We start from the raw sequence: 12,872 nt of genomic DNA on the forward strand, positions 1-12,872 counted from the left end.
ATGAAGGGGCTTGGACGATGAAGCTTGAGGGAAAGGTCGCCCTGATGACCGGCGCCGGCTCAGGGATAGGGCAGGCGAGCGCGCTGCTCTTTGCTCGCGAAGGCGCGTGCGTCGCAGTGGTCGATCGCGATGCCGAGGCGGCGCAGGCGACGGTGGCGCTGATCATCGAGGCCGGCGGGCAGGCTTGCGCTCATATCGGCGATGTCGGCTTGCCGGGCTTCGCCGACGGCGTCGCGGAACAGGTCCTCGCGCGCTTCGGACGTATCGATATTCTGGTGACGGCTGCCGGCTTTTCGTGCGGCGGTACGGTGACGACGACCGCGCCCGAGGATTGGGACGCCGTCTTCCGGGCCAATGTCGGCGGCACCTTCCTCTTCGCCAAGGCGGTGATCCCGGCGATGCAGCGGCGGGGTGGCGGCGCGATCGTGACCTTCGCCTCACAATTGGCTCTGGCCGGTGGGCGCGGCAACAGCGCCTATATTGCCGCCAAGGGGGCGATCCTCAGCCTGACCCGGACGATGGCGCTGGACTACGCCGGAGACGGCATCCGCGTGAACGCGATCGCTCCGGGCGCGATCGACACGCCGATGCTGCGGCGCAGTTTCGCCCGCCATGCCGAGCCCGAGCCGCTGCGCGAGGCCTCGCGCAATCGCCATGCGATGAAGCGCTTCGGCCGCGCCGAGGAGGTGGCGGAAGCTGTGCTCTATCTCGCCGGCGACGCCTCGTCGTTCAGCACGGGGACGACGCTGGTGGTCGATGGCGGCTGGCTTGCCGCGTGACCGGTTTGCGGCATGAACACTGCATGAGAATTTGCCATGAAGCATGACGGATTATCGGTTCTCGAGAGCCGCATCGCCGGCGATCTCGCCCGCACCGCCCATCCCAGCGCGCCCTGGCTCGAGCCGGTTCCGGGGCCGGACGGCAAGCGCGCCTATGACGTGATCGTGGTCGGGGGCGGCCAGTCGGGGCTGGCGACGGCCTTCGGCCTGCTGCGCTCGCAAGTCACCAACATCCTGGTGCTCGACAAGGCGGCTGCGGGGCAGGAAGGGCCATGGCGCTCCTATGCGCGCATGCACACGCTGCGCAGCCCGAAGGATTTCACCGGCCCCGATCTCGATGTGGCGAGCCTGACCTACCAATCCTGGCACGAGGCCAAATTCGGCGTCGAAAGCTGGGATGAGCTGAGCTTGATCCCGAAGGGGCTCTGGGCGGATTATCTCGGCTGGTTTCGCCATGTCGTCGGCATCGCCGTTCGCAATGAGGCGGAGGTGGTCGATATCGCCCCCGCCGGCGGGCTGCTGGCCGTGACGCTGCGCTGCGGTGGCGAGGCCGAGACGCTGCATGCCCGCAAGATCGTGCTCGCAACCGGGCAGGAGAGCCTGGGCGACTGGACCGTGCCGGCGCCGCTCATGGCGCTGCCGGCCTCGCGCTGCGCGCATTGCGCCGAACCGATCGATTTCGCGGCGCTTGCGGGCAAGCGCGTTGCGGTGATCGGGGCCGGCGCGTCGGCTTTCGACAATGCCGCGACAGCGCTGGAGGCCGGGGCGGCGCAGGTGCATCTGCTCTGCCGTCGGCCCGAGGCGCAAGTGATCCAGCCCTATCGCTGGCTGACCTTTCGCGGTTTCCTGCGCCATCTCAGCGATCTCGACGATGCTTGGCGCTGGCGTTTCATGAGCGCCGTCCTGGCGCTGCGGGAGGGATTTCCGCAAGCGACCTATGACCGCTGCGCCCGCCACGACGCCTTTTCCCTGCATCTCGGCGCGCCTGCTCTGAGCGCGGTCGACGGGCCTGGCGGCGTGGAGATCGCGACGCCGCAAGGCTCGCTCACGGTCGATTTCATCATCGCTGCTGCGGGCATCGAGATCGATCTCTCCGCGCGGCCGGAGCTTGCGGGCTTTGCCGGCAACATCGCCTCCTGGGCCGACCGCTATGCGCCGCCGACGGCGGAGCGTGACGAGCGGCTCGGCCGCTTCCCCTATCTTGCCGATGATTACGCGCTGACCGAGCGCGTGCCGGGCGCGACGCCCTGGATCAGCGACATCCATCTCTTCACCATTGCCTCGACGATGAGCTTCGGGGCGTCCGGTTCCTCGATCAACGCGATGACCACGGCGGTGCCCAAGCTGGTCTCGGGCATCACGCGCGGGCTGTTCCGCGCCGATGTCGAGCGGCACTGGGCCTCGTTCCAGGCCTATGACGTACCGCAAGCCGTGCTGCGGTAAGCCCTTCACCGCGCCTCGCGCGGAAGGGACAATGATGCGCTGCGTGGCACCACGCTTGCATCCGGTCCCGCTCGGAACCAACCTGACGACTGCGCCGATGAAGAGGGAAACGACTATGACGATCGTGCGGACGGGCTGGCTTGCAGCCGCGCTCTTGACCTCGACTACGCTTTTGGCCTCGCCGGCGCTGGCGCAGACACGTGCCGAGACGCTGCGCCATGTCACCGGCGCCGCCATCAACACGCTCGATCCCAACATTCCAGGCTCGACCCGCGAGGCCTTCGGCCTGAGCCTCCTGACCTATGACCGGCTGCTCTCCTTCGGCAGGAAGCAGCTCAACGGCAAATGGGTGTTCGATCTCGACAGCATCCGCGGCGAATTGGCCGAGAGCTACACGGTCAGCCCCGACGGGCTGAAGATCACCTTCAATCTGCGCAAGGACGCGAAGTTCCACGACGGAACGCCGGTGACGGCCGAGGATGTGAAATGGTCGCTCGATCGTGAGGTCAGCGCCAATGTCCTGGGCAAGGGCCAGCTGCTGACCGGCTCCCTGACCAGCCCGGATCAGTTCAAGATCATCGACGCCCACACCTTCGAGGTCACGCTGCCCAAGCCCGACAAGCTCGCCTTGGCAAACCTTGCCGTGGTCTACCCCGTGATCATCAATTCGAAGCTGGCGAAATCGCATGCGACGGCTGAGGACCCTTGGGCGCTGAACTGGCTCAAGGACAACACCGCCGGCTCCGGCGCCTACATCATCGAAAGCTACAAGCCGGGCGAGACCACGATCCTGCGCCGCAATCCGGACTGGAATCGTGGCTCGGCCGACAAACCGGCGAGCTTCAAGCGCATCATCACCCAGACCGTGCCGGAAGCCGCCACGCGCGCCAATCTGGTCGAGAAGGGCGACGCCGATATCGTCATCGACCTGCAGGCGACCGACGCCGCCGACTTGGAGAAGAAGGGCAAGCTCAAGGTCGTCTCGACGCCTCAGTACAATTCGATCACCTTCGTCTCGTTCAACAACCAGATGCCGCCCTTCGACAAGATCGAGGTCCGGCGCGCCATCGCCGCGGCGCTGCCCTATGACGACATGTTCAAGGCGGCCTTGTTCGGGCGCGGGGCGCCGCTCTATGGCGCGAACTGGCCTGACGGCAAGGCTCCGACCGGAGAGATCTTCCCGATCCCGCAGCCCCTGAAGACGGACCTCGCCGAGGCCAAGAAGCAGCTTGCGGCGGCCGGCCTCCCCGACGGCTTCTCGACCACCTTCTCCTTCAATGTCGGCCAGGCCGGCACGGCCGAGCCGATGGCGGCGCTGCTCAAGGAATCGCTGGGGAAGGTCGGCATCAAGGTCGACATCCAGAAGCTGCCGGACGCGCAGATGTCGACGCTGATCAACGAGAAGAAGGTGCCGTTCTTCACCGAGGGCATCGTCGCCTGGCTGCCCTCGATGGATTACTTCTACCGCAACTTCTATATCGGCCCGATCCGCTGGAACTACGCCTCGCTCGACGACGCCAAGATCACGGAATGGGCGCAGGCCGCCCGCTTCGAGGCCGACAAGGCAAAATATGCGAGCTATGGCAAGGATCTCAACACGCGCCATTTCGAACTGATGCCGCAGATTCCGCTCTGGCAGCCGGCGCAGGACGCGGTGATGGCGTCGTCGATCGACGGCTATGTCTACCAGTTCCACCGGCAGATCGATTTCCGCGATCTGAGCCGGAAGTGAGGTCTGACGGTTGGGGGTGAACCTGTCCGTCGTCCCGGGCGTAGCGTAGCGAAGACCCGGGACCCATGCCGGAACGCTTTCCGGCTACGCTCCGGAATGGGTCCCGGATCGGCGCGGCTTCGCCGCTTGTCCGGGACGACATCGCGGGTGTGAGTGAGCAGAAGTCGGTATGTCGCAACTTTCCATCACGGCCAAACGCGCGGGCTGGCGGTTCGCCTCGTCCCTGCCGGCGCTGTTCGGCGTACTCGTCTTCACCTTCCTGCTGATGCGGGTGCTGCCGGGCGATCCGGCGGTGTTCTTCGCCTCGGGCCCGACGGCGGGCAAGGAGGAGATCGAGACGATCCGCAAGCAGATGGGGCTCGACAAGCCCGTGCCCGAGCAGCTCCTGCGCTATCTCGGCGATATCGGCTCGGGCAATCTCGGGCGCTCGCTGACCACGGGCCAGCCGGTGCTGAGCGATCTGAAGTCGCGGCTACCGGCCTCGCTCGAGCTCACCTTCTCCGCGCTCCTGATCGCGCTGGTCACGGCGGTGCCGCTTGGCGTCGCAGCCGCGCTGAGGCAGGGCTCGGGCATCGACCATATCGTGCGCTTCATCTGCGCGCTCGGTGTCTGTGTGCCGACCTTCGTCTCCGGGCTCTTGCTGATCTATGCCTTCTATTACCTGCTCGGCTTCGCGCCCGATCCGACCGGGCGGGTCGATATCTTCACCTCGCCACCGCCCTTGGTGACGGGCTTCCTGCTGATCGATTTCGCGCTGGCCGGCGATTGGGAGGGTTGGCGCGCGGCTGCGAGCCAGCTCGTGCTGCCCGCCTTCACCATGGCGCTCTTCGTGGTCGCGCCGCTGGCGCGGATCACGCGCGCGGCGATGCTGGCCTCGCTCGGCAGCGATTTCGTCCGCACCGCGCGTTCGCTCGGCCTGTCGCGACGCAAGGTCATCGTCACCTACGCCTTGCGGAACGCGCTTCTGCCGGTGCTGACCATTGCCGGCATCGTGTTCTCGACCATGCTAGGGGCGAATGTGCTGGTCGAGAAGGTGTTCTCCTGGCCGGGCGTCGCCTCCTATGCGCTCGATGCGCTGCTCGCCTCCGATTATGCGCCGGTGCAGGGTTTCGTGCTGCTGATGGCGTCGATCTTCGTCCTGGTGAACCTGACGGTGGACGTGCTCTACGGCATCGCCGATCCGAGGGTGTCGGTCGAATGATGGCTTGTGCCCACACCTGTCTTTCCGGGGCACCGCCCTCGGGTCCGACCTTTGGTCGGCCCAAGGATAAACTCCACGATGAACCCGGAACCCACGACCGGGTGAACTCTGGAAAACCCTGCCGATCACCCAGTCGTGGGTTCCGGGTTCGCGCCTTCGGCGCGTCCCGGAAAGACGGAGGAGCGAACCCATGACCTCCGCCACGCTTCGCCACACCGTCTGGATCCTGCGCGGCAACCCGGTCACGGCTTTCGCGGCGGCGGGCGCATTCGCGCTCTGCGTGCTCGCCGTCATCGGGCCGTGGATCGTGCCTTATGATCCGATCGCGTCTGACGTGCCCAACGCGTTGCTGCCGCCGAGCGCGACATACTGGGCCGGCACCGACCAGCTCGGCCGTGACGTCTTCAGCCGCTTGATCGTCGCGGCGAGGCTGGACCTCGCAATCGCAGCTTCGGCGGTGACGCTCTCCTTCGTCATCGGGGCGGTCGTCGGGGCGCTCTGCGGTTATGCCGGAGGGCGGCTCGACCGCTATGTCGGACGCTTTGTCGATGTGCTGATGGCGTTTCCGCTGTTCGTGCTCGCCATGGCGATGGTGGCGGCGCTCGGCAACCGAGTCGAGAACATCGTCATCGCAACCGCAATCATCAACCTGCCCTTCTATATCCGCTTCGCCCGCGCCGAGGTGAATGTCCGGCGCAACGCCGGCTGGGTCGAGGCGGCGCGCGCCTGCGGCGACAGCCATGTCTCGGTCGTGCTGCGCTTCCTCTTGCCCAATGTGCTGCCGGCCATGGCGGTGCAGGTTTCGCTCAATCTCGGCTGGGCGATCCTGAATGCCGCAGGGCTCTCCTTCATCGGGCTCGGCGTCTCCGCGCCTACGCCGGAATGGGGCATCATGGTCGCCGAGGGCGCGCGCTTCATCTCGACCGGGAAATGGTGGCTCGTTGCATTTCCGGGATTGGCGCTGATGCTGACCGTGCTCTGCTTCAACCTGCTGGGCGACGGGCTGCGCGACATCCTCGACCCGCGCATGCGGACTTAGACGCGATGGACGCCATGATCAGCGAGCCCTTGCTCGTCATCGACGACCTGCATGTGCATTTCTCGACCCGGGGCGGAACCGTCGAGGCGGTGCGCGGCGTCAGCCTCGCCGTCGCCGCCGGCGAGACGCTGGGCATCGTCGGCGAGAGCGGCTCGGGCAAATCGGTGACGGCGTTCGCGATCACGCGATTGCTCGACGCGGCCGGCCGCATCTCGCAAGGCAGCATCCGCTTCAAGGGGCAGGACATCAGCAAGGCCTCGTCGAAGCAATTGCGCTCCCTGCATGGCGCGGCGATCTCGATGATCTTCCAGAACCCGCGCGGTGCGCTGAACCCGATCCGCAGCGTCGGCCGGCAGATCGCGGATGCGATCATGGCGCATGAGCCGATCTCGGCGAGCGAGGGGCGGGCGCGGGCGCTCGACCTGCTCAAGGCGGTGTTGATCCGCGATCCGGAAAAGCGGATCGACGCCTACCCGCATGAGCTCTCGGGCGGCATGTGCCAGCGCGTGATGATCGCGATGGCGATCGCCTGCGAACCGGCCCTGCTGATCGCCGACGAGCCGACGACGGGGCTCGACGTCACCACGCAGAAGACGGTGATGGACCTCGTCGCCCGCATCACGGCCGAGCGTGGCATGGCGATGATCCTGATCACGCATGACCTCGGCCTAGCCTCGCGCTATTGCCAGCGTGCGGTGGTGATGGAGCGGGGCCAAGTCGTCGAACAGGCCGCGCCTGCGATGCTCTTCAGCGCGCCGCAGCACCCTTATACCAAGCGCCTCGTCGCCGCTTCGCCGACCGCGACCTCGACGATCGCCGATCTCGCGCCGGAAGGCGCTGGCGCCGTGCCGGCCGTCGAACTCTTACGCCCCAACGAACTCTTGCGCCCCAAGCCCGCCCCCGGCACGCCGCTGCTGCTCGAGGTTCAGAAGCTGGTGAAGCGTTATGATGGCGGCGTCACGGCGGTCGACGACGTCTCCTTCAGCATTGCGGCCGGCGAGAGTCTGGGTCTGGTCGGAGAATCGGGCTCAGGTAAGAGCACGATCTCGCGCATGATCTGCCGATTGATCGACCCGAGCGAAGGCGAGATTTTGTTCGATGGCCGCGCGATCGGTTCGCTGCCAGCGCGCGATTTCCATCGCAGCGAATTCCGCAGGGATATCCAGATCGTCTTTCAGGATCCGACCGACAGCCTTAACCCGCGCTTCAACGCCTTCGATTGCATCGCTCACCCATTGCGCCGCCTGCTCGGCATGAAGAATGGTTCGGCACTGGCGGGGCGGGTCAGCGAATGCGCCGAGCGGGCCGGTTTGCCGAGCGAATTGCTGGAGCGCTTTCCGCACCAGCTATCGGGCGGCCAGAAGGCCCGCGTCGGCATCGCGCGCGCCATAGCCTGCCGGCCGCGCCTGCTCGTGCTCGACGAGCCGACGGCGGCGCTCGATGTCTCGGTCCAGGCGGTGATCCTGCAACTGCTCGACCGTTTGCGTCGCGAGGACGGGCTGGCGCTGCTCTTCGTCAGCCATGACCTCAACGTGGTCAGGATGATGTGCGAGCGCACCGTGGTGCTGCAGAACGGGCGTGTGGTCGAACAGGGCGAAAGCCGCATGGTGTTCAGTGCGCCTGCGACCGCCTATGCGCGCGAACTGCTCGATGCCGTGCTGCATCTCGGCGGTCCGACCGCGCCAATGCCCGTGACGGCCTGAGGCAACAGGAGGGCTTTCTGGAGCCCGGGCCTTGAAAATACGGTAATAGCGGGGATCATGGCGGCGGGCGCACCGCGCGCTGTTGTCCTAGAGCGATTTCCGATCCGGCAGGATCGTTCAATTGCTCTCGTCTTTTGTTTTAACGCGTTTTCGTCACGCGACCCGGTGTCCACTTCGCTTGAAAACGCTCTAAGGATCGGCCCGATGCTGCGCTCCCTCCTACTTTTGCCCCTGCTCGCGCTTTCGGCCTGCGTGATCCCGAACTCGCGCTCGAATACGGTGGTCGTCACCGACACCAAGAGCGTCGTCGAGAAGTGCCAGAAGCTCGGCGAGCTTGAAGGCGCATCGCCATTGGGCAAGGTGCTGCTCAGGGATCAGGCGCGCGATGCGGCCTTGGCGCGGTTGAAGGCTGGCGGCGCCGAGCTGGGCGCGACCCATGTCGAATCCTCCGTCGCCGACATCAAGTGGAAAGGCCCGAGCACGGCGGGCACTGCCTACAAATGCGGTACATGAAATAAAAAAGCGCCCCCGCCTGAAGGCGGAGGCGCGAATTGCTGATGCCGTCTTAGAGCCGGATCAGCCCTTGGCGGCGGTGACCACGACCTCGATCAGCGTGGTGCCGCCGAGATCGGCGACGCCGACGGTGGCGCGGGTCGGCAGGCCATCGCCGAAGAAAGCGGTCCAGACCGGGTCCATCTCCTTCTTCATCGACAGGTCCGTGACGAAGATCGTCGCGGCGACGATCGCGGTCCGGTCGAGGCCAACCTCGCCGAGATAGCCCTCGATCTTGGTCAGGATGTTCTGGGTCTGCGGGCCCATCGACTGGGTCGTATCATCGGCGGTGGTGCCGCCGACGAAGACCAGACCACCGGTCTGGACGACGCGGTTCTGGATCGGGGTCTTGATGCTGCGCTTGATGGTCATTTCGTCTTCTCCTGTGGTGAAAGGGTCGGTAGCCGTCACGACGCAGCCATCACGACGCCTGCGCGAAGCGGGCAATGTCGAGCCCGTCGATGGGTACATTGCTGTGGCCGGTCGCGATGATTTCGGCCATGACCGCGCCGGCGCCCGGCCCGAGCTGGAAGCCATGGGCGGAGAAGCCGAACTGGTGATAGACGCCCTCATGCCTGGCGCTGGGCCCAAAGCAGGGCAGGTCGTCGGGCATGCGCGCCTCGATGCCGGCCCAGGCGCGCAGGATCGGCGCTCCGCGCATGATCGGGAACAGGTCCCAGACTGTCTTCGCATTGGTCGCGAGCTTGCCCCAGTCGAGGATCGTCCTGTTCTCGTCGCGGATGGCGCGGCCGAGATAGCCGCCGCCGATCAGGACGGTGCCGTTGCCGAATTGCTTGAAGGAGAGTTTTCGGCCGCGCAGGATCACGACCGGCTTGATGAAGGCCGGCATCGGCGCAGTGACCATCAGCATCGGTGCGATCACCTCCAGCGGCACGGGCTCACCGAGATCAGCGGCGATGCGGTCGGCCCAGGCGCCGGCGGCGTTGACGATGCGGGGACTGAAGAAATCGCCGGCATCGGTGACGACACGCCAGTTTGCGCCGTCGCGCTCGACCTTCGTGACCTTGACGCCCTCGCGGATCGTCGCCCCCATTTCGGAGGCCTTGCGCTTGAAGGCCTGGGTGGCACGCAGCGGAATGGCGGCGCCGTCGCGGCGCGAGATCACGCCGCCGGGGCAGGTCTCGGAGACGGCCGGGACGATCTCGCGCAGCTCCCTGGCGTCGATCATCTCCTCGTGATGGAAGCCGCGCAGGTTGAGATCCTCGACGCGGGCGCGGCAACCGGCGAGATCGGCCTCGTTTTCCGCGACCAGCACCTGGCCGTCCGAGGTGAAGCCGCAATCATCCTCGACGAGCTCGGCGATCCCATGCCAGATCGCCATCGAGGTGTTGGAGAGCGGAATTTCCGCGACATGGCGCGCGAGCTGGCGCACGCCGCCGGCATTGACGCCCGAAGCATGGCGGCCGGCATGGTCCTTCTCGATCAGGATGACCGAGAGGCCGCGCAAGGCGCAGTGCAGCGCGGTCGAGCAGCCATGGATGCCGCCGCCGATGACGATGACATCGGCGCTGCGGCGCGGCCTGCTCACCGGACCACCGCTTTGACGGCCGCCTCGCTCTGCGGCAACGAGGCGAGCTCGGCCAGCGTCACCGGCTTCACCGGCGGGCGCAGGCGGTAATAGCCGACCTCGGCGGGTGTCGTGCCGCGCGTCTCAGCGATCAGCTCGACCACGGTCGGCCCGCAAAGCCGCCCTTGGCAAGGACCCATGCCGCAGCGCAAAAAAGCCTTCATCTGGTTGGGCCCGGTGACGCCAAGCCGTTTGGCGGCATCGCGCACCTGCCCGGCAGTGACCTCCTCGCAGCGGCAGATGATGGTGTCGTCCACGATTGGTGCGAGGAATTGCGTGGCCGGCTTGTAGAGCAGGTCGAGAAAGCGGCGGCCGCGCAGCGTGCGCCCGAGCGCCGTGCGGATCGGAGCGGCGTGATTGTCGCGCTCCGCGATGGTGATGCGGCCAAGCCGCCTGGCCGAGTCGAGCGCCGCGATCTCGCCACGCAGCGCCGCACTCTCGGCCCCGCCGATGCCGGCGCCGTCGCCGGCGATCGCGATACCTGGCACGGATGAGGCGAACCAATCGTCGAGCTGTGGCACCCAGCAATGCTGGACCGTGTCGAACTCATGCGCGCAGCCGGCGGCATTGGAGAGGTTGACGCTCGGGATGACGCCCTGATGCAGCAGGAGCGTGTCGCAGGCGATGCTCTCCGAGGCGCCGCCGCGCTCGAAGCGGATGGTGGAGAGCCGGCCCGAGCCTTCGACTGCGAGGCTGGTGACGCCCCCGAGGAAGCGCAGGCTGCGGCGCGCCTTGGCCATCAGCTTTAGCCCCTTGGCGAGATAGGGCGAGCGCAGGAAGTCGGGCAGCGCGCCAAGCGCGGCTGGCCAGTTGCGCCGGGGCGTGGTGTCGAGGACGGCGACGATCTCGGCGCCGGCGGCGGCTAGCTGACCCGCCAGGAGATAGAGCAGCGGCCCGCAGCCGGCGATCACGGTGCGGCCCTTGGGGACGATCGCCGAACTCTTCAGCGCGATCTGCGCCGCGCCGGCCGTCATCACGCCGGGCAAGGTCCAGCCCGGGATCGGGAAGGGCCGCTCCTGCGCGCCGGTTGCCAGGATGACCTGCCCGGCGGTGATCAGCCGAGCGCGGCCGTCGAGCGAAAGGCCGATTTCGAAGGATGCTCCATCCGACTCGACGTCGGGAGCAATCGACCAGACGGTGCAGCGCGCGGCATAGGCGGCAGCCGAACGTTTGAGGCGGGCGACGAGGTCCGCACCGCGCCAGTAATCCACGCCGAGCACGGCGCGGTCGGTGACCGGCGTCGTCGTGATCGACCGGTAGATCTGGCCGCCCGGCTCAGGGTTCTCGTCGACGAGCAGCACGGCAAGGCCGAGCTCGCTCGCGCGTGCCGCGGCCGAGAGGCCGGCGGGGCCGGCGCCGACGACGGCGAGGTCGTAATGCTCGGCGAGCTGGCCGATTTCGGTGAGGGGCTTCATCCTTGCATTTCCTCGGGCTGACGCCGGCCATGCTGGGTTTCAATGGTCATGCCGTCGCGCAGCGGCACCATGCAGCCTTGCCGGTTGCCGACGCCGTCGATGACCACGAGGCATTCGAAGCAGACGCCCATCAGGCAATAGGGCGCGCGCGGCGCGCCTGAGACAGGGGTTTCGCGGCAGACATCGACGCCGTTCGCCAGCAGGGAGGCTGCGACCGTGTCACCGTCGCGCCCAATCAGCGGGCGGCCGTCGAAGCTGAAGCTGAGCGTGGCGGCGCTCTTGGCGTCAGACATGGGCCTAAACATGGAACCTCCGTGCGGAAAAGCTCGCGACCGCGTCCGGCAGCACGCCGGAGAGAATGGCGGGGGCGAGCGTCAGGACATGGTTGGCAGCCAGCGTCACGCCGGAATGGCAGGTGACGACGAAGGCGCCAGGGCAGCTTCGGGACAGGTCGTAGATCGGGAAGCCGTCAGGGCTCATCACGCGCAGCGCCGACCAGGTCCTCACCACGTTGAGCCCGGCGAGGCGCGGGAACATCCTGACCGCGCGCTCGGCCATGACCGAGAGAATCGGCTGGCCGACGACCGTGTCGAAGCCGCGATCCTCCTGGCTGTCGCCGATCATGACGCCGCCCTCATCGGTCTGGCGGACCGTCACCATCGGATTGTGCAGGAAGGGCGCGGTCTTCTCGGTGACGATGATCTGGCCCTTGCTCGGCTTCACCGGCGCGTCGAGGCCGACCATCGGCGCGAGCCGGGCATTGCCGAGCCCGGCTGCGAGCACGACCTTGGCCGTGGCGATCTCACCCCAGGAGCCATTGATGCGGAAGCCGCCGTCGCGGGGCGTGATGCTCTCGACCGGGCAGTTCGGCCGGTAATCGACGCCGCGACGCGTCGTCGCCTCGCGCAGCGCCCGGAACAGCTTGAGCGAGTTCACATGGCCGTCGAGCGGGGAATAGATCGCGCCGACCACGTCCTTGCCGATATCGGGCAGACGCCGTTTCGTCTCGGCGTGGCCGAGGACTTCATAGGGGAAATCGGTCAGCGTCGTCTGGTTGTGCAGGCGATGCATCGCATCGACGCGCTTCCCGAGTTCGTCCTGTGACAGGCAGAGCATGAAGCCGCCGGGTTGGCTGTGGGCGACGTCGATACCGGTCTCTTCACCGAGGATGTCGGCAAGCCCGTGCCAGTCATCGGCCGAACGGCGCGACCACATCGCGTATTCCGGCATGCCGAAGCCTTTCGACTGCACCCAGACCAGTGCAAAATTGCCGCGCGAAGCCCGAGGCACCGCGTCGCCTTCGTCGAGGATGGTGACGCGCGCGCCGCTGCGGGCGAGCCCCAGCGCGATCGCGCCGCCGACCACGCCGCCGCCGATGACGACGACGTCCGGTTCCGTGTGATTGCTCTTGGACGACACG

General features: G+C 67.0%; 12 protein-coding genes. 7 read left to right on the forward strand and 5 right to left on the reverse strand.

From position 1 onward, the window contains the following. Positions 1–17 precede the first annotated feature (17 nt). The 7 genes from RMR04_RS01415 to RMR04_RS01445 all read left to right on the forward strand — a co-directional run bounded on the left by RMR04_RS01415 (position 18) and on the right by RMR04_RS01445 (position 8,410). On the forward strand, positions 18–779 hold the full coding sequence (locus tag RMR04_RS01415; RefSeq protein WP_311912593.1) for an SDR family oxidoreductase: 762 nt from the start codon (positions 18–20) through the stop codon (positions 777–779). Positions 780–815: 36 nt separating this feature from the next. Continuing rightward, the gene (locus tag RMR04_RS01420) at positions 816–2,222 is read left to right on the forward strand and encodes an FAD/NAD(P)-binding protein (protein ID WP_311912594.1); all 1,407 of its coding nucleotides are present in this window, start codon (positions 816–818) and stop codon (positions 2,220–2,222) included. A 115-nt stretch (positions 2,223–2,337) separates the two neighbouring features. Beyond that, on the forward strand, positions 2,338–3,954 hold the full coding sequence (locus RMR04_RS01425) for an ABC transporter substrate-binding protein (protein ID WP_311912595.1): 1,617 nt from the start codon (positions 2,338–2,340) through the stop codon (positions 3,952–3,954). A gap of 169 nt (positions 3,955–4,123) precedes the next feature. Next, a complete protein-coding gene (locus RMR04_RS01430) occupies positions 4,124–5,155 on the forward strand; it encodes an ABC transporter permease (RefSeq protein ID WP_311912596.1) in 1,032 nt (343 codons plus the stop codon). Positions 5,156–5,345: 190 nt separating this feature from the next. Next, the gene (locus tag RMR04_RS01435) at positions 5,346–6,194 is read left to right on the forward strand and encodes an ABC transporter permease (RefSeq protein ID WP_311912597.1); all 849 of its coding nucleotides are present in this window, start codon (positions 5,346–5,348) and stop codon (positions 6,192–6,194) included. Positions 6,195–6,211: 17 nt separating this feature from the next. Beyond that, complete coding sequence (nikE, locus tag RMR04_RS01440) at positions 6,212–7,897, forward strand: nickel ABC transporter ATP-binding protein NikE (protein ID WP_311916017.1); 1,686 nt, start codon at positions 6,212–6,214, stop codon at positions 7,895–7,897. Between the two features lie 204 nt (positions 7,898–8,101). Then, positions 8,102–8,410, forward strand: a complete 309-nt coding sequence (locus tag RMR04_RS01445) for a hypothetical protein (RefSeq protein ID WP_310159452.1) — start codon at positions 8,102–8,104, stop codon at positions 8,408–8,410. 63 nt (positions 8,411–8,473) lie between these two features. On the opposite strand, the gene RMR04_RS01450 is transcribed toward RMR04_RS01445, so the two are convergent. Genes RMR04_RS01450 through RMR04_RS01470 form a run of 5 tightly spaced genes read right to left on the reverse strand, consistent with a single transcriptional unit; the run spans position 8,474 to position 12,871 of the window. Then, on the reverse strand, positions 8,474–8,821 hold the full coding sequence (locus RMR04_RS01450) for a RidA family protein (protein WP_311912598.1): 348 nt from the start codon (positions 8,819–8,821) through the stop codon (positions 8,474–8,476). A 49-nt stretch (positions 8,822–8,870) separates the two neighbouring features. Then, on the reverse strand, positions 8,871–9,998 hold the full coding sequence (locus tag RMR04_RS01455) for an NAD(P)/FAD-dependent oxidoreductase (protein ID WP_311912599.1): 1,128 nt from the start codon (positions 9,996–9,998) through the stop codon (positions 8,871–8,873). Continuing rightward, complete coding sequence (locus RMR04_RS01460; RefSeq protein ID WP_311912600.1) at positions 9,995–11,452, reverse strand: FAD-dependent oxidoreductase; 1,458 nt, start codon at positions 11,450–11,452, stop codon at positions 9,995–9,997. Before RMR04_RS01460 ends, RMR04_RS01455 begins: the two co-directional genes overlap by 4 nt. Further along, positions 11,449–11,757, reverse strand: a complete 309-nt coding sequence (locus tag RMR04_RS01465) for a (2Fe-2S)-binding protein (RefSeq protein ID WP_410492185.1) — start codon at positions 11,755–11,757, stop codon at positions 11,449–11,451. Before RMR04_RS01465 ends, RMR04_RS01460 begins: the two co-directional genes overlap by 4 nt. Further along, complete coding sequence (locus tag RMR04_RS01470) at positions 11,750–12,871, reverse strand: NAD(P)/FAD-dependent oxidoreductase (RefSeq protein ID WP_311912602.1); 1,122 nt, start codon at positions 12,869–12,871, stop codon at positions 11,750–11,752. The genes RMR04_RS01465 and RMR04_RS01470 overlap by 8 nt, the downstream gene beginning before the upstream one ends. Position 12,872: the final 1 nt, after the last annotated feature.

Origin of the sequence: Bosea sp. 685 (genome assembly GCF_031884435.1) — a bacterium.
In the GTDB taxonomy this organism is placed as follows: domain Bacteria; phylum Pseudomonadota; class Alphaproteobacteria; order Rhizobiales; family Beijerinckiaceae; genus Allobosea.

What these genes read in the sequence shown, in the direction of transcription:
- RMR04_RS01415 (WP_311912593.1), top strand. Translation starts at nt 18, where the DNA reads ATGAAGCTTGAGGGAAAGGTCGCCCTGATGACCGGCGCCGGCTCAGGG.
- RMR04_RS01420 (WP_311912594.1), top strand. Translation starts at nt 816, where the DNA reads ATGAAGCATGACGGATTATCGGTTCTCGAGAGCCGCATCGCCGGCGAT.
- RMR04_RS01425 (WP_311912595.1), top strand. Translation starts at nt 2,338, where the DNA reads ATGACGATCGTGCGGACGGGCTGGCTTGCAGCCGCGCTCTTGACCTCG.
- RMR04_RS01430 (WP_311912596.1), top strand. Translation starts at nt 4,124, where the DNA reads ATGTCGCAACTTTCCATCACGGCCAAACGCGCGGGCTGGCGGTTCGCC.
- RMR04_RS01435 (WP_311912597.1), top strand. Translation starts at nt 5,346, where the DNA reads ATGACCTCCGCCACGCTTCGCCACACCGTCTGGATCCTGCGCGGCAAC.
- RMR04_RS01445 (WP_310159452.1), top strand. Translation starts at nt 8,102, where the DNA reads ATGCTGCGCTCCCTCCTACTTTTGCCCCTGCTCGCGCTTTCGGCCTGC.
- RMR04_RS01450 (WP_311912598.1), bottom strand. Translation starts at nt 8,821, where the DNA reads ATGACCATCAAGCGCAGCATCAAGACCCCGATCCAGAACCGCGTCGTC.
- RMR04_RS01460 (WP_311912600.1), bottom strand. Translation starts at nt 11,452, where the DNA reads ATGAAGCCCCTCACCGAAATCGGCCAGCTCGCCGAGCATTACGACCTC.
- RMR04_RS01465 (WP_410492185.1), bottom strand. Translation starts at nt 11,757, where the DNA reads ATGTTTAGGCCCATGTCTGACGCCAAGAGCGCCGCCACGCTCAGCTTC.